This is a genomic window from Mesorhizobium sp. M1295 (genome assembly GCF_040318135.1).
GTDB lineage: Bacteria > Pseudomonadota > Alphaproteobacteria > Rhizobiales > Rhizobiaceae > Mesorhizobium.
In genome coordinates this window covers 128688-151624 of sequence record NZ_JAMYLU010000011.1, presented here as the reverse complement: position 1 = coordinate 151624, position 22937 = coordinate 128688, and the positions used below count along the sequence as shown (strand labels likewise).

The following is a 22937-nucleotide window of genomic DNA, read 5'->3' as shown; positions in this document are numbered from 1 at the left end:
CCATGCCGGCATGATGGCAGGTCACGCCCGCAGCGGCAGCACGCGGTCGGGCGGACGATGGCCATCGAAGAAGGCGCGGATGTTGATGATCACCTTCTCACCCATATCGATGCGGCCTTCGAGCGTCGCCGAGCCCATATGCGGCAACAGCACGACCTTGCCTTTGTGGGCGAGCTTCAGAAGCTTGCTGTTCAGCGCCGGCTCGTGCTCGTAGACGTCGAGGCCGGCGCCGGCGATCTTGCCGTCATGGATGAGCTTGACCAGCGATTCCTCATCGATGATATCGCCGCGCGCGGTGTTGACTATGTAAGCGGACGGTTGCAGAAGCGCCAGCCGCCGCGCCGAAAGCAGGTGGAAGGTTGCCGGTGTCGATGGGCAATTGACCGAGATAATGTCCATACGGGCAAGCATCTGGTCGAGGCTTTCCCAATATGTGGCTTCCAACTCGTCCTCGATTGCCGGCAGCACGCGGTGGCGGTTGTGGTAGTGGATCGAGAGGCCAAAGGCCTTGGCGCGCCTGGCGACGGCGGTGCCGATGCGACCCATGCCGACAATGCCGAGCCGTTTGCCCCAGATGCGACGGCCGAGCATCCAGGTCGGCGACCAGCCCGCCCATTTCTTGTCCCCGGTCAGCACGTTGGCGCCTTCGGCCAGCCGTCGCGGCACGGCCAGCATCAGCGCCATGGTCATGTCGGCCGTATCTTCGGTCAGCACGTTCGGCGTATTGGTGACGGTGATGCCTTTCTTGGCCGCTGCCGCAACGTCGATCTTGTCGACGCCATTGCCGAAATTGGCGATCAGCTTGAGGTTGTCGCCGGCTTGGGCAATCAGCGCCGCGTCGATATTATCGGTCACGGTCGGCACCAGCACGTCAGCCTCCTTGACCGCCGCCACTAGTTCCGGCTGCGTCATCGGCCTGTCCTCGACATTCAACCGGGCGTCGAACAACTCGCGCATGCGGGTCTCGACCGGGTCGGGCAACTTGCGCGTGATGACGACGAGGGGCTTCTTTTTGCCTGCCATTGTTTCCTCGAACCCGATCTCGTTGAGACCTCTTTAACCAAGAACGGCGAAACTGAGAGCCGATCGCGGTACCGGTCATCCATGTAACAAGTGGTTCCGCCGAAGACAAAGAAAAAGGGGCGCGAAGGCCGATGGGCCGGCGCCGAAAGGAACGAAAGTGTCTGGTTTCGCGTCGCTCCGCCTGACCCTCAGTGCAGCATTCCTCGGCGCTCTCATCCATAGCCCACTGGTGATGGCGCAAAGTGCCGCGGCCCCCGCCCAGAGCGTCACGCTCGGACCAAGCGGCTTGCCGCTGCCGCGCTTCGTCAGCCTGAAATCCGGCCGCGTCAACTCGCGCGTCGGGCCGGGCGTCAACTATTCCGTCGATTGGATGTACATGAAACCAGGCCTGCCGATGGAGATCATCCAGGAGTTCGATACATGGCGCCGCGTGCGCGATGCCGACGGCTCGGAAGGCTGGATCAATCAGTCGCTGCTTTCGGGCCGCCGCACGGCGATCGTCGCCCCCTGGCAGCGCGGCAAGGACGCCCGCATCAACCTCCTCGACGACCCGGCAAAAGATGCAAGCGTCATCGCGATCCTCGAACCGGGGGTGATGGGCACGATCAAGTCCTGCGATGGCCAATGGTGCGAAATGACCTTCGACGGCCATACCGGCTGGCTCGCCCAGTCGCTCGTCTGGGGCGCCTATCCCGGCGAAAAGGTCAAGAACTGACGCTTCCGAACCGGAGGTCAGGCCAGCGCTGCAAGCACCGGATCCGGCATTTTGTTTCGCTGTTCTTCAATTCGGGGATGATCTAGCCGCCGATGCGGCCGAGATGGGTATCCTGGAAACTGCTCGACAGCTTCAAGCCATAGCCCAGGGCGCGGTCGATGGCGATGTGGGCGATCCAGATCAGCGCAACGGATGTCGCCAATGCATTGTCAAAGACGCTGCCGAAAAGCGCCAGCAGAACGGGCAAGACCAGTATGTGCAAGGTGTTGTAGGCGACGGCCCCGACGCGCGGCCCGGCCATGTAACCCAGGATCGACAGGTCGGGCGCCAGGACGAGCACTGCAAATAGCCACCAGGAAGCACCGGCCATTGCATAGAAGACAAGAGCCGCCACCGCGACGGCGACCCATTCGAGCCGGAGCGTCAAATCCAGGAAATTCATAAGGCGCCGGTCAGTCGCAGCGTTTCGGACGCAGTCTCACCACGATATCGACATTGGCGATCTCCATGCCTTCCGGCGGTTCCGGCAGGTTGGAAACCGTCACCGGGCCGCTGTCGATATCGAAGATCCTGTTTTCGCCCTCGATATAGAAATGATGGTGATCGGAGGTGTTGGTGTCGAAATAGGTCTTCGATCCCTCGACGGCAAGGATGCGCAAAAGGCCAGCCTGGGTGAACTGGTGCAGAGCATTGTAGACGGTGGCCAGAGACACCGGCACGCCGGCGGCAAGCGCTTCCTCGTGCAGTTCCTCGGCCGAAAGGTGGCGGTCGCCCTTGGCGAAAAGCAGATCGGCCAGCGCGATACGCTGGCGTGTCGGCCTCAGACCGGCTTCGCGAACCCGCTTGTCCACAGCGACATTATCCTTCCGGCAACCCAGATCCATCTATCCGTCGCGCCCACAGTTCCGTCTCAGACACGTCCAAAATGGCAGAAATAGAGCATCTGCCGAAATTGGACGTGTCCTGACATATATTCTGTCGGCCGAATGCGATCAATAGCGCGCATTGACCCGGGCAGACGGGCAGGTTAAGCGCAAACGCCGGTTTCCGGCCTGAAACAGATTGTGTTAGGAAACCACCAGCATGGGCGCCTATCGCCCGGGACGATCACGGGGACGAGATTGATGGCGGGTTCGAAATCCAGCTACGGTTACGAGGAATTGCTTGCCTGCGCCCGCGGCGAGCTGTTCGGACCGGGAAATGCGCAACTGCCCTATCCGCCGATGCTGATGTTCGACCGCATCACCGAGATCAGCGAAACCGGCGGTGCGTTCGACAAGGGTTTCATCCGCGCAGAATTCGATATCAAGCCGGATTTGTGGTTTTTCGCCTGCCATTTCATCGGCAATCCGATCATGCCGGGATGCCTGGGCCTGGACGCCATGTGGCAGTTGACGGGTTTCTACCTTGGATGGCTCGGCGAACCAGGCAAGGGAATGGCGCTGTCGACAGGTGAGGTGAGATTCAAAGGCATGGTCACGCCTTCGGTCAAGAAGGTGGAGTATGGCGTCGACTTCAAGCGAGTGATGCGCGGTCGGCTTGTGCTTGGCATCGCCGATGGCTGGCTGAAGGCAGATGGCGAGCCCATATATGCGGCAACGGATCTGAAGGTCGGTCTGTCCAAGCAATCGGCCGCCGGCTGAGCGAAGACCAACAGTGCCACGTCTTGGACATCTAAAGGACGCTGTAGCACTTTAATTTGCGCATGGTTCCGTTCCGGAAACTTAATCAGGTTTCGGAGGTCCGTGCTGGAAGGAGTTGCGAATGAGACGGGTCGTAGTCACAGGTCTCGGCATCGTGTCGTCGATCGGCAACAATGCCAACGAGGTGCAGGCCTCCTTGCATGATGCCAGGTCCGGCATCAGCTTTTCCGACTCTTTCGCCGAGCATGGCTTCCGTTGCCGGGTGTGGGGAGCGCCGACGCTGGATCCGTCGGGAATGATCGACCGTCGCGCCATGCGCTTCCTGTCGCAAGGTGCTGCTTGGAACCATGTCGCGATGGACCAGGCGATCGCAGACGCCGGCCTCGACGAGACCGACATCACCAACGAGCGCACCGGCATCGTAATGGGCTCCGGCGGACCGTCGACCCGTGCAATCGTCGAAGCGGCCGAGACGACGATCAAAAACGGCAGCCCCAAGCGGATCGGCCCGTTCGCGGTGCCAAAAGCGATGTCGTCGACCGCTTCAGCGACGCTTGCCACTTGGTTCAAGATCCACGGCGTCAACTATTCGATCTCATCGGCCTGCTCGACGTCAGCGCATTGCATCGGCAATGGCTACGAGCTGATCCAGTGGGGGAAGCAGGACATCGTCTTCGCCGGCGGTCATGAGGATCTCGACTGGACGATGTCGGATCTGTTCGATGCCATGGGCGCCATGTCGTCCAAGTTCAACGACAGGGCATCAGTCGCCTCGCGCGCCTACGACGTCGATCGCGACGGTTTCGTCATTGCCGGCGGCGCCGGCGTGCTGATTCTTGAAGAGCTCGAGCATGCCAAGGCACGCGGCGCCAAGATCTATGCCGAGATCGTCGGCTATGGCGCCACCTCCGACGGCTACGACATGGTGGCGCCGTCGGGCGAAGGCGCGGCTCGCTGCATGAAGCAGGCGCTCGCAACGGTGTCCTCGCCGGTCGACTATATTAATACGCACGGCACTTCGACGCCGGTCGGCGACTCCAAGGAAATGGGCGCCATCCGCGAGGTGTTCGGCGAGAAGATGCCTTTCATCACGTCGACCAAATCGCTGACCGGTCATTCGCTGGGTGCGGCCGGCGTGCAGGAATCGATCTACTCGATCCTGATGATGCAAGGCGGCTTTATCGGCGAGAGCGCCCACATTGACAACCTCGATCCGGAATTCGAAGGCATGCCGATCGTGCGCAAGCGCATCGACGAAGCCAGGATCGACACCGTTTTGTCCAATTCGTTCGGTTTCGGTGGCACCAACGCTACGCTGATTTTCCAGCGCTATTCCGCATAAGGATTTGCCGACCATGGACGGATTGATGAAGGGCAAGCGCGGGCTTGTCATGGGCGTCGCCAACGATCATTCGATCGCCTGGGGCATCGCCCGCAAACTGTCCGAACATGGCGCGGATCTCGCCTTCACCTATCAGGGTGAGGCCTTCGGGCGCCGCGTCAAGCCGCTCGCCGAGAAACTGGGCGCATCGCTGGTGGTACCTTGCGACGTCGAGGACAGCGCATCGGTCGCCGCGACTTTCGAGACTTTGGGCAAGGCGTGGGGCGGGCTGGATTTCGTCGTCCATGCCATCGGCTTTTCCGACAAGAACGAGCTGAAAGGCCTCTACGCCGACACCAGCCGCGACAACTTCATCCGCACCATGGTGATCTCCTGCTACTCCTTCACCGAGGTCGCCCGTCACGCCGCCACGTTGATGAAGGATAGCGGTTCGATGATCACGCTGACCTATGCCGGTTCGGTCCGCGTCATGCCGAACTACAACGTCATGGGCGTCGCCAAGGCCGGGCTGGAGGCCAGCGTCCGCTATCTAGCCAACGACTACGGCCCGCGCGGCATCAGGGTGAACGGCATATCGGCTGGACCGGTGCGGACGCTTGCCGGCGCCGGGATTTCCGACGCACGCCACATGTTCTCCTACCAGCAGCGCAACTCGCCGCTACGCCGCACGGTGACAATCGACGAAGTCGGCGGCTCAGCGCTCTATCTGCTGTCCGATCTGTCCTCCGGCGTCACCGGCGAAATCCACTATGTCGATTCCGGCTATCACATCGTGTCCATGCCGACGCTTGACGAGTTGAAGCAAACCGACGGCGGGCGGGAATAGCGCGAGCGACGTGTCGCCGGCTTGCCCCGCAGCGTTTCAGCGTCGCGCCGAGAAGACCTTGAACATGCCGTCGCGGGCGAGCTCCGCATGGCTGGAGAAGGCGGCCGCCAGCACCGGTTCGTAGGGAAGCTGACGGTTCGCCACCATGAACAGCCGGCCGCCCGGCTTCAGCGCCTTGCCTGCCGCGCGGATCATGCCGGCACCGATTTCGGGCTCAGTCGCCCGGCTGCGGTGAAAGGGCGGGTTCATGGCGATCACATCGTAGCGGTGCTCGACCGGCTCGCTCAAAAGATCTATCCAGAAGAAACGTGGCTCCAGGCCTGTGTTGCCGACATTGACCTTCGCCGCCTCCAGCGCCTCGAAATCCGCTTCGTAAAGGTCAAGCGCCGATATGCCGGGTGAGCGGGCGGCGACTTCGGCGGCGACATAGCCCCAACCGGCACAGAAATCCGCAACGCTGCCACGCAGATCGTTGGGCAGATTTTCGACCAGCAGCTTCGATCCGGCATCGATCTTGTCGAACGAAAACATGCCTGGGGCCGTGCGGAAGCGGTCCTCGACCACCAAGTCCGGATTGGCGGCGCGAAGCGTTGCCGCGGCGACGGTATCGGCCGGCCGGCGAAACCAGAAGGCAATGCCGTGATGCTTCGGCAGGTGGCCTTCGGGCGGCACAAGGGCGCCGACATGCTTGCGCAGGCTGGCGATACCATCGTCCTTACCGCCGGCGACGACGATCAACCCGCCTGATGCCACGTGCTCGATCGCTTCTGCGACGCGCAACTCGTTTTGTCCGCGATGGCGGCCAGCGAGCACTAGCGCCGCGTCGAAAGCCTTGCCTTCCACTTGCGGCGTGACGGTGAAGCCGGACGCCTGCAAGGCGCGAAAATGCGGCCTGAAGCCTTGGACCAGATGAAGCTTGGCATCGAAGCCTTCGAGCAAGCGAAAGCCGGGCTCGGCACCGAGAAAAAGAATACGTTCATCCTTTCGCGGCAGGGAAACGGTCCCGGCCTCGAAAGGATGGAAAAGCGTCTTCAGCGGCTCGGCGGACATTCACCACTCTTGAACTGCAAGGCTGTTGTTGAAATGCAAACGGGCGCGACCTTCCGGCGCGCCCGCTTCGATTGCTTTATGCGTTCGACGGAACGCAACCCCGCTTAGGCGGCGTTTTCTTCGCCTTCGCTCTTCTTATCGCGGGCGATTTCCTTGCCGGTGGCCTGGTCGACGACCTTCATCGACAGGCGGACCTTGCCGCGCTCGTCGAAGCCCATCAGCTTGACCCAGACCTTGTCGCCTTCCTTGACCACATCGGAGGTCTTGGCGACGCGATCATTGGCGAGCTGCGAGATGTGGACGAGGCCGTCACGCGGACCGAAGAAGTTGACGAAAGCGCCGAAGTCGGCGGTCTTGACGACCGTGCCTTCGTAGATTTCACCGACTTCCGGCTCGGCGACGATGGTGTGGATCCACTTCTTCGCCGCCTCGATTTCCTTGGCGTTGGCCGAAGCGATCTTGACCGTGCCGTCATCCTCGATGTTGATCTTGGCGCCGGTCTTTTCGACGATCTCGCGGATGACCTTGCCGCCCGAGCCGATCACGTCGCGGATCTTGTCGGTCGGGATGTGCATGACCTCGATGCGCGGCGCGAACTCGCCGAGCTCGGCACGCGCGCCGGACAGCGCATGGGCCATTTCGCCGAGAATGTGCTGACGGCCATCCTTGGCCTGGTCGAGGGCGATCTTCATGATCTCCTCGGTGATGCCCTCGATCTTGATGTCCATCTGCAGCGAGGTGATGCCGTAGGCGGTGCCGGCAACCTTGAAATCCATGTCGCCGAGGTGGTCCTCGTCGCCGAGGATATCGGAGAGCACGGCGAAGCGCTCGCCTTCCTTGATCAGGCCCATCGCAATGCCGGCGACCGGCTTGGCCAGCGGCACACCGGCATCCATCAGCGCCAGCGAGGTGCCGCAGACGGTAGCCATCGAGGACGAGCCGTTGGACTCGGTGATCTCCGAAACGACGCGCAACGTATAGGGGAACTGGTCGGCGGTCGGCAGCATCGGCCGGATGGCGCGCCAGGCGAGCTTGCCGTGGCCGATTTCGCGGCGGCCGGGCGAACCCATACGGCCCGTTTCACCGACCGAATAGGGAGGGAAATTGTAGTGCAGGAGGAACTTCTCCTTGTACATGCCGGTCAGCGAATCGACATACTGCTCGTCCTCGCCGGTGCCGAGCGTGGCGACGACCAGCGCCTGGGTCTCGCCGCGAGTGAACAGCGCCGAGCCGTGTGTGCGCGGCAGGACGCCGACTTCCGAGACGATCTTGCGGACCGTCTTCAGGTCGCGGCCGTCGATGCGCGAGCCGGTGTCGAGGATGTTCCAGCGCACGACCTTGGCCTGGAGTTCCTTGAACACGGTGCCGATCTGTTCGGACGTGTATTTGGCCTCTTCGCCTTCTGCCGGCGCAAACGCGGCCTTGACCTTCGCCTTGACGGCGTCGACGGCGGCATAGCGCTTCTGCTTGTCGGTGATCTTGTAGGCATCGCGAAGCTCGCCTTCGACGATCTTGAGCATCTCGGCTTCAAGCGCGGAATAGTCCGGCGCGGTGAAATCGCGCGGGTCCTTGGCGGCGACTTCGGCCAGCTTGATGATCGCGTCGATCACCGGCTGGAAGCCCCTGTGGCCGAACATGACGGCGCCGAGCATCAGATCCTCGCCGAGTTCCTTGGCTTCGGACTCGACCATCAGCACGGCGTCGGCGGTGCCGGCGACGACCAGGTCGAGCTTCGATTCCTGCATCTCGTCGACATGCGGGTTGAGCACGTATTCGCCGTTAATGTAGCCAACGCGGGCGCCACCAACCGGGCCCATGAACGGCACGCCGGACAAGGTCAGTGCGGCGGAGGTGGCGACGATCGACAGGATGTCCGGATCATTTTCGAGATCGTGCTGGACGACGGTGACAACGATCTGGGTGTCGTTCTTGTAGCCTTCGGCGAAGAGCGGGCGGATCGGGCGGTCAATCAGGCGGGAAACCAGCGTTTCCTTCTCGCTCGGACGGCCTTCACGCTTGAAATAGCCACCCGGGATCTTGCCGGCGGCGTAAGTCTTTTCCTGGTAGTTGACCGTCAGGGGAAAGAAATCGAGGCCGGGCTTCGGCTCTTTCATCGAGACGACGGTGGCGAGAACCTTGGTTTCGCCATAGGTGGCCAGCACCGCGCCGTCAGCCTGACGTGCGATCTTGCCGGTTTCGAGAATGAGCGGACGGCCGCCCCATTCGATTTCCACTTTGTGGTAATTGAACATATCTTGTCCTTCGTATGCGGAAAGGGCCGCGCCGTTTCAGCGTGCGCGGATGCCCCTTTCCCTTGGCTTCCTTTCTCGGGCAGCCACGGGCAAGACAACGGGAAGCTCGGCTATTCGGCGCATTTGCCGCACGAGCGTCCTGCAATCCTGCCCCATGACCGTCCATGGGCGGTTTCGAGTGGCCCTCTGCTGTTTCGAAACCGGGTTGGCCAATCGATCCGACTGGCCTTGCGCGTGAACCCGAAAACCAGGTTTTCGGAAAGTATCCTGCGCAAATCTAAAACTTCAGAGCGTCCTTTGCGCATCCAAACCGGTGCGCGGCGCTCTGCTTTCTTCATTGGAGCCTTGGATGATCCGATGCTCCAATGCGCGACCGGCGGGCTCTCGAAAGAACCCGCCGGTCAATTCGTCAACGGCGCAGACCGAGCTTCTCGATCAGCGTCTGATAGCGCGCGTCGTCCTTGCGCTTGAGATAATCAAGCAGGCTGCGGCGCTGGGAAACGAGAGCGAGCAGGCCACGGCGGGAATGGTTATCCTTCTTGTGGTCCTTGAAATGATCGGTCAGGTTCTTGATGCGCTCGGAAAGGATGGCCACCTGGACTTCCGGAGACCCGGTATCGCCCTTGGCGGTTGCGAATTCGCCCATCAATTCCTTCTTGCGTTCGGCAGTAATCGACATCGTGTTTTTCCTTGTCTGTTTGAGGAAACGGGACGCCCTCAGCCGGGATGTCGTCCAGCAGGGGCCGGTGCAAGCAACGCGTCAAAGCGCGAAGCTGCGGCGCATATAGTGCAATTCCGACAAAAAGGCCAGCCCAATTCACAAGCCGGCTTTTTGCTGCATAAACGGGCACTTCCGCATGGTCAGAGCCATTTCTTCCATTTGAAGTATGCGTAGAGCCCGACCGCAACAATCGCCATGAAGACGAGCGACAGGGGATAGCCGTAATAGGCTTTCAGCTCCGGCATGTTCCAGGGCGAGGTGTCGGGGTCGAAATTCATACCCCATACGCCGACGAGAAAGGTGAGCGGCATGAAGATCACCGAGACGATGGTCAAATAGCTGATGACGTCGTTGGTGCGCGCCTGGCTGAGCGACAGGTGCATCTCGATCAGGCCGGTCAGCATATCGCGCTGGGTTTCGACCAGTTCGATCAATCGCAGCGAATGATCCAGCGTGTCGTTCAGGAATAATTTGGTTTCGGCCTTCACATAAGAGACGTCGTTGCGGATCATGGTCGCCAGCGCGTCGCGCATCGGCCAAAGCACGCCCTTCAGCACATTGGCGTCGCGCCGCAATTCGTGAAGCTGCCGCATCTGGTGCTTGTGCGCCTGGTTCAGCATCTGGTCCTCGATGCTGTCGACCAATTCGCCGGCAGCCTCGATCGGCGGGAAATAGCTGTCGACGATGGCGTCGATCAAAGCATAGGCGAGATAGTCGGCGCCGCGCGAGCGCAAGCGGTTGGGCACCGAGCTCGCGATCCGCTTGCGCACGGGATCGAACGGGTCGCCTTCGCGCTCCTGGAAGGTGACGACGAAGTTCTTGCCGAAGAAGACGGCGATCTGTTCGTAACGATGGGCGGTGACATCGTCGATCATCCTGACGACGACAAAGGCATGGTCCTCGAAGAAATCCACCTTGGGCCGCTGACCGGTGTTGACGACATCTTCCAGCGCCAGCGGATGCAGGTTGAAGATCCCGCCGATCTCCTCGATCAGCTGGATGTTGGCGAGGCCTGTGCAGTCGAGCCAGATGATCGGCCAATTGTGGCAATGGGTGTTGACGTCGTCGATGCTGGCATTGTCGATCGTCTTGAACTTCTCAGGCGAGATCAATGTCAGCCTGAGCTCGGAGCGGCGCGCCGCGGGGTCGGCGATCAGCGTGCCCGGCGAAGCCCCGACCGGTGGCCGCCGTGTTTTGAGCGCCGCTCGCTTGTTGACCGTGTCAGCCTTTGCCATGTGCCCCCTCGAGTGCAGCGTCGAACGGCACTACAGCACAGCGCATCCTTTCGGACGACAAACGACGCCGTAGCCCTGTTGATTTAGCGCATGATCCTTTCCCAAAATAGAATCCGGTTTGGAGATCATGCGCCGGGCGACAGCTGTTACCCGACAAAGACCCGCTTTGGCTTGAACATGCCTTGCTCGATGGCGCCGATGGCGACCAGCTTGCCGCGCGCGGTGGCGCAGGCCTCCTCAGCTTCTACCGGCGCGTCACGGCCGCGAATGATGACCGGATTGCCGAGGCGGATTTTGGTTGCCGCATCGTCGCTGATCGCAACCTGCGGCAAGCATTCGAGCGCCGCGGCGGTGTCGACCAGAAGTGCATCGATGGCACCGAAGTCGATCGGCGCGTCCGCTGCTTGCGAAGCGTCCTCGCTCTGTTCGCCGAAGCGGGCGGCCTCCAGCTCGGCCAAGGTGACGAAATCTCCCTGCGTGAACGGCTCGACCTCGACCCGCCGCAGCTCGGCGATGTGACCAAAACAGCCAAGGTCGCGCCCCATGTCGCGCGCCAGCGAGCGGACATAGGTGCCCTTGCCGCATTCGACCTCGAAGATGGTGCGATCGGCCATGTGCTCGACCAGGTCGAGCCGGCCGATCTCGACCTCGCGTGCCGGAATGTCGACCGTCTCGCCGTCGCGGGCAAGGTCGTAGGCGCGCTCGCCGGCGATCTTGATCGCTGAGAATTGCGGCGGTGTCTGCATGATCACGCCGGTATATTTCGAAAGCAGCGCCAGCACTTCGGATTCCGCCGGACGGAGGTCTGAGCTTTTGGTCGCCGCGCCTTCGAGGTCGTCGGTCGAACGCTCCTCGCCCCAGGCAACGGTGAAGCGGTAGACCTTGGCGCCGTCCTGGACGTAAGGCACGGTCTTGGTCGCCTCGCCAAGCGCGATCGGCAGCATGCCCGACGCCAGCGGGTCGAGCGTGCCGGCATGGCCGGCCTTTTCCGCCAGGAACAGCCATTTGATCTTGGAGACGGCTTCGGTCGAGCCCATGCCGACCGGCTTGTCCAGTACCAGCCAGCCCGAGATCGGCCGGCCCTTCTTCTTGCCGCGACGCGCCACTATTCGCTGTCCTTCCGGTCGTCTTTGTCTTTGTCTTTGTCGTCGGCGCTGAGATCGCGCGCCACTTCGGGCGAGTGCAGCAATTCGTTGATCTTCTGGAAATTATCGTAGCTGGTATCGAGCCGGAAGCGGAATTCCGGCATGTACTTCATCTGCCGCAGCGCGCCGGAGACGCGGCCGCGGACGAACTTGGCATGCTTGTTGAGCGCTTCGACCACCGCACCGGCATCCTTGGCGCCGAGCGGCGAGACGAAGGCGGTGGCGATCTTCAGATCGGGCGACATGCGCACTTCGGAGACCGAGACCACTGTGTTCTCGATCAGCGGATCGAGGATCTCGCCGCGCTGCAAGATTTCGGATAGCGCATGGCGCACCTGCTCGCCGACGCGCAGCATGCGCTGGGATGGGCCTGACGGGGTCGAACGGGGCATTTTCCTCGGTCCTGAAATCGTGAAGCGCGGGATGGAACCGCGCCGCATGTCTCATATGGTTTGGGCGGCGGCCTTTCGACCACCGCCCGGTCTCAATAGATGCTCGAACTCAAGACGCTCGAACTCAGAGCGTCCTGGTTACCATCTCGACGCGGAAGCACTCGATGACGTCACCGACGCGCATGTCCTCGTAGTTCTGGAAGGCCATGCCGCATTCCTGACCGCCCGGAACTTCCGAAACCTCGTCCTTGAAGCGCTTCAGGGTCTTCAGCGTGCCTTCGTGGATGACGACGTTGTCGCGGATCAGGCGCACGCCCGCACCACGCTCGACCTTGCCTTCGGTGACACGGCAGCCGGCGATCTTGCCGACCTTGGTGATGTCGAAGATCTCGAGGATCTCGGCATTGCCGATGAAGGTCTCGCGACGCTCCGGTGATAGCAGGCCGGAGAGCGCCGCCTTAACGTCATCGACGAGATTGTAGATGATCGAATAGTAGCGGATCTCGATGCCTGCCGCAGCCGCGGCCGCACGCGCCTGCACATTGGCACGAACGTTGAAGCCGATGATCGCAGCCCCCGAGGTCTCCGCCAGCGACACGTCGCTTTCGGTGATGCCGCCGGCGCCCGCATGGACGATGCGGGCGCGCACCTCGTCGGTGCCGAGATTGTCGAGCGCCGCGTTGATCGCCTCGATCGAGCCCTGCACGTCGCCCTTGATGACCAGCGGGAATTCCTTCAATCCGCTGGTCTGCAATTGCGACATCATCTGTTCAAGCGAGCCGCGCTGGCCGGCATGCCTGGCCACCGCCTTCTCGCGCGCCAGACGTTGGCGATATTCGGTGATCTCGCGGGCGCGGGCTTCGTTGTTGACAACGGCGAAGCGGTCGCCGGCCAGCGGCGTACCTTGCAGACCGAGGACTTCCACCGGCATTGCCGGCGGCGCTTCCTTGACCTGATCGCCGCGATCGTTGACCAGCGCGCGCACCCGGCCCCACTCGTTGCCGGCGACGAGAATGTCGCCCGGCATCAGCGTGCCGGTCTGCACCAGCACGGTTGCGACTGGGCCGCGGCCCTTGTCGAGCTGGGCTTCGATGACAACGCCTTCGGCGGTGCGGTCCGGATTGGCCTTCAGGTCGAGGATTTCGGCCTGCAGCAGGATCGCTTCGAGCAACTTGTCGAGATTGATGCCCTTGGTCGCCGACACCTCGACATCCAGCACCTCGCCGCCCATGGATTCGACGAACACCTCATGGCGCAGCAGTTCCGAGCGCACCTTCTGCGGGTCGGCGTCGTGCTTGTCGATCTTGTTGATCGCCACGATGATCGGAACGCCGGCCGCCTTGGCGTGGTTGATCGATTCGATCGTCTGCGGCATCACGCTGTCGTCGGCCGCCACCACCAGGATGGCGATATCGGTCGCCTGGGCACCGCGGGCACGCATCGCCGTGAAGGCGGCGTGGCCGGGCGTGTCGATGAAGGTAATCTTGTTACCGTTCTTCTCGACCTGATAGGCGCCGATATGCTGCGTAATGCCACCGGCTTCGCCGGACACCACGTTGGCATTTCGGATGGCATCGAGCAACGAGGTCTTGCCGTGATCGACATGGCCCATGATGGTTACCACCGGCGGACGCGGCTGCAGGTCCTCGGGACGATCGGCGATGTTGAACAAGCCCTCTTCGATGTCGGACTCGGCGACGCGGCGGACCGTGTGGCCAAATTCGGTCGCGACGAGTTCGGCCGTGTCGGCGTCGATGACGTCGCCAGGCTTCAGGATCTGGCCCTGCTTCATGAAGAACTTGACCACGTCGACAGCGCGCTCGGACATGCGCTGCGCCAGCTCCTGGATGGTGATGGTTTCGGGCAGGATCACTTCACGCATGACTTTCTCGCGTGGCTCATTATGCAACGCGCGCTTGAATTTCTCCTGACGGCGGCGCATCGACGACAGCGAGCGGGCGCGCGCATCCTCGTCGGAAAGCGCCGAATTCAGCGTCAGCTTGCCGCGGCGGCGGTCTTCCTCGCCCTTGGTCGGTTTGGCCGGACGCGCCACTTCGGGCGTGACCAGACGGCGCACTGGTGCGCCGGCACCGGTCCGCTTCGGCTTGACCTCTTCCTCGTCATCGACTGTCGCCAGTTCGGCGGCCAGCGGCGCACGGCGGCGTGCCTCTTCCTCGGCACGGCGGCGGGATTCAGCCTCGGCTTGCAGCCGTGCCTCTTCCTCGGCCTGACGGCGAGCCGATTCCTCGCGCTCGCGGCGGCGGCGCTCCTCGTCCTCGCTGCGGCGCTTGGCCTCCTCGATGGCGCGTTGGCGATCCTCGACGTCACGGACCTTCGAGCCCTCGAGAGCCCGGCGGCGTGCTTCCATTTCCTGGCGCGACAACTCGTTCAGCACCATGCCGCCGCGTTCGACCGGCGGCGGAGGCGGCGGCGCCTTGGGGGCTTCCTGCACGGCAGGCGCTGCCGCGACCGGCTTCGGCGTGAAGACGGACACAGGCGCTGCCGCCGGCTCCGGCTTGTCGCCGGGCAGCGAGAACTTGCGCTTCTTGGTCTCGACAACCACCGATTTGGTGCGGCCGTGCGAGAAGTTCTGGCGCACCGTGCCCTGTTCCATACCGGGGCGCTTCAGCGTCAAGGTCTTCTTCGGCGTAACACTCAGCGTCTTGTCGTCGCCCGATTTCGTATCGCTCATTCCATATCCTCTGCGGCATCATCTTCGTCAGCAACGGCCGCAAGCATTGCCAGATCGTCCGGGGAACCGCCCCGATATCGGTCGAGCGCAACCATGCGCTTCTGGACCGCCCTGCCCGCGTCTCCCGCGAGAACGGCAGCATGTATCACATTTGTACCCCCCAATGCCAAGCTCAACTCGGCCTCGGAGAAAAGTTTGTAAGCGCGGATCGCAGGCCCGCCGAGGTGGACGGTTGCCCGTCGCGCCTGGCTTATCTTGCGGACGCCATCGTCGGAAGCCTCGGTCGCGTGGAGCACGAAAAGTGCAAGTCCGCCGCGCACGGCGCTCTCGACCTTGGTCGCTCCGAGCGCTATGGCGCCCGCCTTGCGGGCCAGGCCAAGCATGCCCAGAGCGGACCTGGAAAGCAGCGCGTCGACCATGCCGCCAAGATCGGCTGGCACGGTCACCTGCGCCTTAAAAGCACGGGCAAACAGGTTTTTCGCCGCTGCCTTGTCTATATGTAGGCGGTCGGCGGTCACCCAGCAACCGCGGCCGGGCAGGTTTCTCTTGATGTCCGGAACGACGGCCGAATCCGGGCCGACGACGAAACGGATCAGCTCATCCGGTTCGGCTTGCCTGCGGGTGACGATGCAGGTGCGATCGTTCATCTCGTCCAAGGGCGGGTTCGGTGCGATGCGGTTTCACCTCACGCACCGACGGTTTCGTCAGCCGGCACGCCCTCGGCGGCAAGCTCGTCTTCGGTGATCCAGCCAGCCTTCAGGCGAGCGGCCAAGACCATTTGCTCGGCATCGGCGCGCGACACGCCGTGGTTGGCGAGCACACCCGGGAATACCTTCGTCTCGCCGTCCTTGCGTTCCTTCCAGCCGGTCAGGTCGTCGGCGGCGTAGCCGGCGAAATCCTCGATCGTCTTCACGCCGTCCTCGCCAAGCGTCACCATCATGGCGGTGGTGATGCCAGGAATCTCGCGCAGCTCGTCCTTAACGCCGAGCGCCTTGCGCTTCTCGTCATGCTCGGCTTCGATCTTCTCCAGATATTCGCGGGCGCGGGTCTGGATCTCCGAAGCCGTGTCCTCGTCGAAGCCGTCGATCGACGCGATTTCGCCGGAATCGACATACGCGACCTCCTCGACGCTGGTGAAGCCTTCGGAAGCGAGCACCTGGCCGACCATCTCGTCGACGTCGAGGGCTTCCATGAACAGCGACGACCGTTCAACGAATTCCTTCTGGCGCCGTTCGCTCTCTTCCTGCTCGGTCAGGATGTCGATATCCCAGCCGGTGAGCTGCGAGGCAAGACGGACGTTCTGGCCGCGGCGACCGATGGCCAGCGACAGCTGGTCGTCGGGGACGACGACCTCGATGCGCTCGGCATCCTCGTCGAGCACGACCTTGGCGACTTCCGCCGGCTGCAATGCATTGACGATGAAGGACGCGGCCGAGGGCGACCACGGAATGATGTCGATCTTCTCGCCCTGCAATTCGCCGACGACCGCCTGGACGCGGCTGCCGCGCATGCCGACGCAGGCACCGACCGGATCGATGGAGCTGTCACGGGAGATGACAGCGATCTTGGCGCGCGAACCCGGATCGCGGGCGACCGACTTGATCTCGATGATACCGTCGTAGATTTCCGGCACTTCCATGGTGAACAGTTTCGCCATGAACTGCGGATGGGTGCGCGACAGGAATATCTGCGGGCCGCGTTGTTCGCGGCGCACGTCATAGACGTAGGCGCGGACGCGATCGCCATATTTATAGTTTTCGCGCGGGATCAGCTCGTCCCGGCGGATAATCGCCTCGCCGCGGCCGAGATCGACGATGACGTTGCCGTATTCGACACGCTTGACGGTGCCGTTGACGATCTCGCCGATACGGTCCTTGTACTCGTCATATTGCCGGTCGCGCTCGGCCTCGCGCACCTTCTGCACGATGACCTGCTTGGCCGACTGGGCGGCGATGCGGCCGAAATCCATCGGCGGCAGCTGTTCGGCGATGAAATCGCCGAGCTGGGCGTCCGGATTGCGCTCGCGCGCCGAGGAAATGGCAATCTGCGTCGCGTAGTCGTCGACCTTCTCGACCACTTCCATCAGCCGCTGCAGCTTCATCTCGCCGGTATTCGGATTGATATCGGCCCGGATATTGGTTTCCTGGCCGTAGCGCGAGCGCGCGGCCTTCTGGATCGCATCGGCCATAGCGGCGATGACGATCGACTTGTCGATCGACTTTTCACGCGCGACCGCATCGGCGATCTGCAGCAGTTCAAGCCTGTTGGCGCTTACAACCATCTTCTTTCTCCCGAGCTTGTTGCCGACCTTACGGCCGGCAGCCCAATCACATTTCCTGTTCGGTTTCGTCTTCCGCACCCTCTGGTGCGTCTTCGGGTTCGCCGCGGCGTTTTCTGGCTTCCTTGCGCGCCCGGTTATCCTTCGACAGCGCATCGCGGATAAGATCATCGGTCAGAACCAGCCGCGCTTCGGCAATCGCATCGTAGGGAACACGCACCGTCGGCTCCTCGCCGTAAGCGGCCTTGTCGCGCTCGATCAGCACACCGTCCGCGTCGCTTTCGGCGATCTTGCCCTTGAAGCGCTTGCGGTCGGCGACGAGAACCGACGTTTCCATCTTCACCAGATGGCCGGTCCAGGCTGCAAAGTCCGATTTGCGGACCAGCGGCCTGTCGATGCCCGGCGACGACACTTCGAGATGATAAGCCTTCTCGATCGGATCATCGACATCGAGCGCCGGCGATACTGCCCGGCTGACCTCTTCACAATCCTCGACAGTCATCGTGCCGTCCTCGCGCTCGGCCATGATCTGCAGCGTCAGCCCGTTCTGGCCCGACAGATGCACACGTACCAAGCGGAAACCGATGGCGCGCAGTACCGGCTGAACGATCAGCGCGATGCGCGCATCGATGCCGCTTTCGCGGATGATGCGGTCGTCGCCTTCGCTTGCCGTCACTGTCATTCGGTCCCTGTCGTTCGATTCCTGCTTGGCCGCCAGGTAATAAAAAAGAGCGGGACCGGGTGGACCCACTCTTCGTCATACCGACCAAGAATTTGAAGCTGATATAGACGATCGTGGCCGTCGTTTCAAGCCCGTCGTGCATGACGGCAAGGCTCCGAGTCCGCAGCGCTGCGCCAAATGCATGGCGCCCATGCAGTAATCCTCCTTTGAGCACCGGCAACGCACGACTATCTATGTTGCATTGCACAATTGGAGCGCTCACTACGCTCGGAAGGATCCGATCATGAACAATCGTGGATTTTTTTCAGCCATAGGCGACTTTTTTAGCGTGTTTGGCAGCGCCGTAGCAGCGTCGCGTGCTGTGGAAAACGGTCGCAAGCCGCGTGCGAATGATCTGCGCAATCTGGGCATGGAGCCGGCAGCCTTCGATAAAATCCGCCGCTTCTAAGCCAAGTGAACAGGAGAGCCTTCGGCCGCTCAGCTCGGACTTCCTGCTATTTCCGCACAAAGGTGAGATAGGCGGGCCGTCGGCCCTCGCGAATGGCCTTGGCCTCATAGCGCGTCCCCGGCCAGCCATCATAGGGCCGACGCCAGTCGGCTGCTTCGTTTGCCTGCCACGTGAAGGCGCCATGCGCCCGGCAATGCAGCAGCGTCCAGTTCACATAGCTGTCGATGTCTGACGCAAAGTGGAACTTTCCGCCGTGCTTCAGGACGCGCGCGAAGCGGTCGAGATTGACCGGGCTGACGAAGCGCCGCTTCCAGTGCTTCTTCTTCGGCCACGGATCCGGGTAGAGAAGGTCGATGCCGTCAAGCGAAGCCTGCGGCAGCCAGTCAAGCAGGCGTGTGGCGTCGTCGTCATAGACGCGCAGATTAGCAAGCGGCCGCTCCCGGACCGCCATCATCATCTTGGCCATGCCGTTGACGAAAGGCTCGACGCCGATAAAGCCGGTCGCCTGGCCGGCCGTGGCACGGTGCAGAAGATGTTCGCCGCCGCCAAAACCGATTTCGAGCTGGACAGCGGAAACTTCGGCTTCGAAAAGGCTGGGCAGATCGGCTGGCGGTTCAACCGTCAGATCGAGCCTGTAGGCGGCGAAGCCGCTCTCCAGCGCCGCCGCCTGCTGCGGTCGAATGGTTTTGCCGCGCCGGCGACCGAAAAACGCCTCGGTCGCACGGCTTGGCCGGCCCTTCGGGTCCATAGGCGCCGCGGTTAGGCGGCGACTGCTTCGGCGACCGGTTCGGCGAGAGCGTCCTTGAGCGCCTTGGCGAGATCGGTCTTCTCCCAGGAGAAGGATCCGTCGCGGCCGGCCTTGCGGCCAAAATGGCCGTAGGACGACGTCTTGGCATAGATCGGCTTGTTGAGATCGAGGTGGCGGCGGATGCCGGACGGCGACAGGTCCATCACGGTGCGCAGTGCACGCTCGAGCTTTGCCTCGTCGACCTTGCCGGTGCCGTGGAGGTCGACGTAGATCGACAGCGGCTGGGCGACACCGATCGCATAGGAAAGCTGGATAGTGCAGCGATCGGCAAGCTTCGCGGCAACCACGTTCTTGGCGAGATAGCGCGCCGCATAGGCGGCCGAGCGGTCGACCTTGGTGGTGTCCTTGCCGGAGAAGGCGCCGCCGCCATGGGGCGCAGCCCCACCATAGGTGTCGACGATGATCTTGCGGCCGGTCAGGCCGGCGTCGCCGTCAGGTCCGCCGATGACGAACTTGCCAGTCGGGTTGATGTACCAATTGCAATTGTCGGCGATCTTCAGGTCGCCTAGTGCTTCGCGGATATAGGGCTCGACGACGTTGCGCACCTTCTTCGAATCCCACGTCTCATCGAGATGTTGGGTCGACAGCACGATCTGCGTCACTTCCGCCGCTTTGCCGTCGACATAGCGGACTGTCACCTGGCTCTTGGCATCCGGCCCGAGCCTGCCGGCATCACCGCTGCCCTCATGGCGCGCAGCGGCCAGCAATTCGAGGATCTTGTGGCTGTAATAGATCGGCGCCGGCATCAGGTCCGGCGTTTCGCGGCAGGCATAGCCAAACATGATGCCCTGATCGCCGGCTCCTTCCTCGCCTTGCCGGTCGGAAGCGTTGTCGACGCCTTGGCCGATATCCGGCGATTGGCCGTGCAGCAGGACCTCGATCTTGGCCGTCTTCCAGTGGAAGCCGGCCTGCTCGTAGCCGATTTCGCGGATTGCCTTGCGTGCGACCGACTTGAACTTGGCCGGGTTGACAATCGGATGGCCGGCCGCATCCTTCAGGACGTTGCCCTCCTTGTCCTTCTTGAGCAGCGTCTCGGGGACGCGCACTTCACCGGCGATGACAACGCGATTGGTCGTCGCGAGCGTCTCGCAGGCGACGCGGACTTTCCACGGGTCCATGCCGGTCTTTCTGGCCTCGCGGTAGACGAGATCAACAATCTCGTCGGAGATACGATCGCAGACCTTGTCGGGATGGCCCTCGGCAACGGATTCCGAGGTGAAGAAATAATTGTGCCGCGTCACGGGTGTCCCCTCTTGAAAAAATATCGGCAGGCCGCCGATTTTGGCGCGCCAGTTGTTAACGGTGCCGGGCGCCGCTCGTCAAGTCGTGCAGCCGTTCTAGCATGAATTTTGACGTTATTATCTTTGCGTCCAGAAGACGGCGGCAGGGCGCACTACCCTCATCTCTTGCACTCACAGGCTGAAGAGAACGGTTTCGTGGAAGCATGTCGAGCAAAATCGATCCGCGCGTCGGCGCATCTGCGGAATGCACATCCCACGGTGCACTCAGCCACGAGAAATTGCATGCCCGGCTACGGCCAGTCAATCGACCTCGTCGACGGAGAGCGACTTCACAAGCTCGATGATCTTGCGACGCACTTTCACGTCGGCGATCTTGACGAAGGCGCGGTTCAGCTGGAGGCCTTCCGGGCTGCCGCAGAATTCGACGGCGGAGGTCATCGACGCATCCTCGGCAAATCCACGGTTGCCCACGGCCTCCTGACCGGGCGCATCCTCGAAAAAGAAGGCGACGGGAACGCCGAGTATCGAGGCGATTGCCTGCAAACGACTGGCGCCGACGCGATTGGTGCCTTTTTCGTACTTTTGGATCTGCTGGAACGTTATGCCGAGGTTTTCGCCCAGTTTTTCCTGACTCATTCCCAGCATATTGCGGCGAAGCCGGATGCGGCTTCCGACGTGGATGTCGATCGGATTCGGCTTTTTCTTGTTTTCTTCTGTCATTTTTTCCTCGCCGAATTTTTCCGGCTTTTTCTATTTTGCTGCCCAAACGACGCCGCGGCCCGTGCCCCAACAGAACGACCTTATCGACTTCGAGAATTTTCAGGCGCTTACAGTATGAGTTTCTAATGTGTCGGCTGTCAATTCGCCCGTAGCCTTTGCCTTACGTTCAAAATGCATGCCGCAACGGCAAGCAAAAACATGATCAGCATTCCGTTAATGCGTCGTTGGCCGGAGGAAACGATGGCTTGGTTGGAGATCGGCACACGCACATCGATGGCGCCGCGTGCGTCGATAGCCAGCGCGTCGACGATGCGTCCTCGCGGGTCGACAACGGCCGAAATGCCGTTATTGGCCGCGCGCAACAGGGGCACCCCATTCTCCACCGCCCGGATCTGCGCCTGCCTGAAGTGCTGGTACGGCCCTGGCGTGTCGCCGAACCAGGCGTCATTGGTGACGTTCACAATAAGCTCGGCTGACGTGGCGTCAACCGCGACCAGATCGGGAAAGATGACCTCATAGCAAATAAACGGCAGCGCCCGGATGCCGCCGGGCAGCGTGATCGGGTGCCGCTCATTGCCGGCCGCGAAGGTCATTGGGCCGGCGACAAGCTGCTCAAGCCCAAAGCGGCCGAGCAGATCGGCGAAAGGCAGGTATTCACCAAACGGTACCAGATGAACCTTGTCGACGGCATCGACGATTTCGCCCCTTTCGTCGATCGCCACGACCGAGTTGTAGTAACGGCTTCCGGTCGCCGAGCCGCCTTCCTCGCGAACGACGCCGGCGACCAGCATCTGGCCATCGCCGAGCATCTCTCCGATGGCAGGCAAGGCATCCGGACGTTCGGTGAACAGAAACGGCACGGAGGTCTCCGGCCACAGGATCAACTGCGGCCTGTCATGGCCGGGTTCCGGCGCTTTGGCCGAAAGCCCCATCATGGTGGCGAAGATGCGGTCACGCACCGAGGCATCCCATTTTTCCGTGAGGTCGACGGCAGGCTGCACGATACGGACGTCGAGGCTGCGGGCGGCCGGCTTTTCGGGGGCGGCGAGCCTGAGATAGCCGAAGCCGACATGGGCAACGACCAGAACGACAAGCAATGCCACGCCGAGGCGAAGATGCCGGCGCGCCGCAAGCAGGGCCGGCAGTGCAAAGACGAAGACTGCAAGCGCATTCATGCCGATCATGCCGGTCACCGACACGCTCTGCATCAGCAAAGGCACCGGCATCGCCGCATAGCCGACGGCATTCCAGGGAAAGCCGGTGAACAGGAAGCCGCGCAACCATTCCGCCAGCGCAAAGCCGAAGGCGAGCGCGGCGATGCGGCCGATGTCATTGCTCCACAACAGCCGGGCAACCAGGGCGGCGAAGCCATAGAAGAAGGCCAGCGCGAGGGGGATGCCAACCACCGCGAACGGCAAGGCCCAGGCGAAGCTGTCGGCCTCGACCAGAAGCGCCGAGCCAACCCACCACAGACCGGCAAGAAAGTAGCCGAAACCGAACCACCAGCCGATGGCGAAAGCCGGCAGCAAGCGTCGCAGAAAACCGTCCGAGGCTTCGCCGGTCGCGCCATCGAGAAGCCACACCAGCAGCGGGAACGAAACGAAACAGACGGCGAAGAAATCGTAAGGCGCCTGAGCGAGAACCGCCAGCGCGCCGGCAAGAAACGCCACCAGCGCGCGCCGCCAGCCCCAAAGCAGAATTATCCGGCCGGCCTGGCGCTCCAT

The 22937-nt window shown here is 62.3% G+C and carries 22 protein-coding genes; 5 read left to right on the top strand and 17 right to left on the bottom strand.

Translation table 11 applies throughout. The annotated features are described in order from the left end of the window. Positions 1–21: 21 nt before the first annotated feature. Entirely contained in the window at positions 22–1023 is a 1002-nt protein-coding gene (locus NKH29_RS17370) for a 2-hydroxyacid dehydrogenase (RefSeq protein WP_352470076.1), read from the bottom strand. 157 nt (positions 1024–1180) lie between these two features. On the opposite strand from NKH29_RS17370, the gene NKH29_RS17365 reads away from it, so the two are divergent. After that, the gene (locus tag NKH29_RS17365; RefSeq protein ID WP_023719551.1) at positions 1181–1738 is read left to right on the top strand and encodes an SH3 domain-containing protein; all 558 of its coding nucleotides are present in this window, start codon (positions 1181–1183) and stop codon (positions 1736–1738) included. Between the two features lie 82 nt (positions 1739–1820). Here the strand turns inward: NKH29_RS17365 and NKH29_RS17360 are convergent, their stop codons facing one another. Continuing rightward, a complete protein-coding gene (locus NKH29_RS17360) occupies positions 1821–2180 on the bottom strand; it encodes a DUF4260 domain-containing protein (protein ID WP_023719552.1) in 360 nt (119 codons plus the stop codon). Positions 2181–2190: 10 nt separating this feature from the next. Beyond that, positions 2191–2622 carry an iron response transcriptional regulator IrrA gene (irrA, locus tag NKH29_RS17355; RefSeq protein WP_023676913.1) on the bottom strand — a complete coding sequence of 144 codons (432 nt, stop codon included), beginning with the start codon at positions 2620–2622 and terminating at the stop codon, positions 2191–2193. A gap of 240 nt (positions 2623–2862) precedes the next feature. On the opposite strand from irrA, the gene fabA reads away from it, so the two are divergent. The 3 genes from fabA (at position 2863) to fabI (ending at position 5549) form a co-directional block, all read left to right on the top strand. Continuing rightward, positions 2863–3381 carry a 3-hydroxyacyl-[acyl-carrier-protein] dehydratase FabA gene (gene fabA / locus NKH29_RS17350; RefSeq protein WP_352483234.1) on the top strand — a complete coding sequence of 173 codons (519 nt, stop codon included), beginning with the start codon at positions 2863–2865 and terminating at the stop codon, positions 3379–3381. Positions 3382–3502: 121 nt separating this feature from the next. After that, complete coding sequence (fabB, locus tag NKH29_RS17345) at positions 3503–4723, top strand: beta-ketoacyl-ACP synthase I (protein ID WP_023719554.1); 1221 nt, start codon at positions 3503–3505, stop codon at positions 4721–4723. Between the two features lie 13 nt (positions 4724–4736). Continuing rightward, entirely contained in the window at positions 4737–5549 is an 813-nt protein-coding gene (fabI, locus tag NKH29_RS17340; RefSeq protein ID WP_023719555.1) for an enoyl-ACP reductase FabI, read from the top strand. 36 nt (positions 5550–5585) lie between these two features. Here the strand turns inward: fabI and NKH29_RS17335 are convergent, their stop codons facing one another. From NKH29_RS17335 to rimP, 10 genes are all read right to left on the bottom strand, one after another. Beyond that, positions 5586–6599, bottom strand: coding sequence for a class I SAM-dependent methyltransferase (locus NKH29_RS17335; RefSeq protein WP_352483235.1), 1014 nt, complete (start codon positions 6597–6599; stop codon positions 5586–5588). 104 nt (positions 6600–6703) lie between these two features. Next, positions 6704–8851, bottom strand: a complete 2148-nt coding sequence (gene pnp / locus NKH29_RS17330) for a polyribonucleotide nucleotidyltransferase (protein WP_023719557.1) — start codon at positions 8849–8851, stop codon at positions 6704–6706. Positions 8852–9260: 409 nt separating this feature from the next. Then, positions 9261–9572 carry a 30S ribosomal protein S15 gene (gene rpsO / locus NKH29_RS17325; protein WP_280940423.1) on the bottom strand — a complete coding sequence of 104 codons (312 nt, stop codon included), beginning with the start codon at positions 9570–9572 and terminating at the stop codon, positions 9261–9263. Positions 9573–9712: 140 nt separating this feature from the next. Continuing rightward, positions 9713–10807 (bottom strand): magnesium/cobalt transporter CorA, encoded by a 1095-nt coding sequence (gene corA, locus NKH29_RS17320; protein ID WP_023719558.1) that lies wholly within the window; start codon positions 10805–10807, stop codon positions 9713–9715. Between the two features lie 146 nt (positions 10808–10953). Then, positions 10954–11913 carry a tRNA pseudouridine(55) synthase TruB gene (gene truB, locus NKH29_RS17315; RefSeq protein WP_023719559.1) on the bottom strand — a complete coding sequence of 320 codons (960 nt, stop codon included), beginning with the start codon at positions 11911–11913 and terminating at the stop codon, positions 10954–10956. Further along, positions 11913–12344, bottom strand: coding sequence for a 30S ribosome-binding factor RbfA (gene rbfA / locus NKH29_RS17310; RefSeq protein ID WP_353000187.1), 432 nt, complete (start codon positions 12342–12344; stop codon positions 11913–11915). The genes truB and rbfA overlap by 1 nt, the downstream gene beginning before the upstream one ends. A 124-nt stretch (positions 12345–12468) precedes the next feature. Continuing rightward, complete coding sequence (gene infB / locus NKH29_RS17305) at positions 12469–15036, bottom strand: translation initiation factor IF-2 (RefSeq protein WP_023719561.1); 2568 nt, start codon at positions 15034–15036, stop codon at positions 12469–12471. Next, positions 15033–15683 carry an RNA-binding protein gene (locus NKH29_RS17300; protein ID WP_023719562.1) on the bottom strand — a complete coding sequence of 217 codons (651 nt, stop codon included), beginning with the start codon at positions 15681–15683 and terminating at the stop codon, positions 15033–15035. The genes infB and NKH29_RS17300 overlap by 4 nt, the downstream gene beginning before the upstream one ends. A 38-nt stretch (positions 15684–15721) precedes the next feature. After that, positions 15722–17317: a transcription termination factor NusA gene (gene nusA / locus NKH29_RS17295; protein WP_023719563.1), complete on the bottom strand. Its 1596-nt coding sequence runs from the start codon at positions 17315–17317 to the stop codon at positions 15722–15724. 46 nt (positions 17318–17363) lie between these two features. After that, positions 17364–17996 (bottom strand): ribosome maturation factor RimP, encoded by a 633-nt coding sequence (rimP, locus tag NKH29_RS17290; protein WP_023719564.1) that lies wholly within the window; start codon positions 17994–17996, stop codon positions 17364–17366. 283 nt (positions 17997–18279) lie between these two features. Here rimP and NKH29_RS17285 point away from each other — a divergent pair, with 283 nt between their 5' ends. Next, the gene (locus NKH29_RS17285) at positions 18280–18444 is read left to right on the top strand and encodes a hypothetical protein (protein WP_023719565.1); all 165 of its coding nucleotides are present in this window, start codon (positions 18280–18282) and stop codon (positions 18442–18444) included. Between the two features lie 46 nt (positions 18445–18490). On the opposite strand, the gene trmB is transcribed toward NKH29_RS17285, so the two are convergent. The 4 genes from trmB to lnt all read right to left on the bottom strand — a co-directional run bounded on the left by trmB (position 18491) and on the right by lnt (position 22937). Continuing rightward, complete coding sequence (gene trmB, locus NKH29_RS17280; RefSeq protein ID WP_023719566.1) at positions 18491–19192, bottom strand: tRNA (guanine(46)-N(7))-methyltransferase TrmB; 702 nt, start codon at positions 19190–19192, stop codon at positions 18491–18493. A gap of 11 nt (positions 19193–19203) precedes the next feature. Beyond that, complete coding sequence (metK, locus tag NKH29_RS17275; protein WP_023719567.1) at positions 19204–20493, bottom strand: methionine adenosyltransferase; 1290 nt, start codon at positions 20491–20493, stop codon at positions 19204–19206. 300 nt (positions 20494–20793) lie between these two features. After that, positions 20794–21213, bottom strand: a complete 420-nt coding sequence (locus tag NKH29_RS17270; protein WP_023719568.1) for a helix-turn-helix domain-containing protein — start codon at positions 21211–21213, stop codon at positions 20794–20796. 137 nt (positions 21214–21350) lie between these two features. After that, positions 21351–22937: an apolipoprotein N-acyltransferase gene (gene lnt / locus NKH29_RS17265; RefSeq protein WP_023719569.1), complete on the bottom strand. Its 1587-nt coding sequence runs from the start codon at positions 22935–22937 to the stop codon at positions 21351–21353.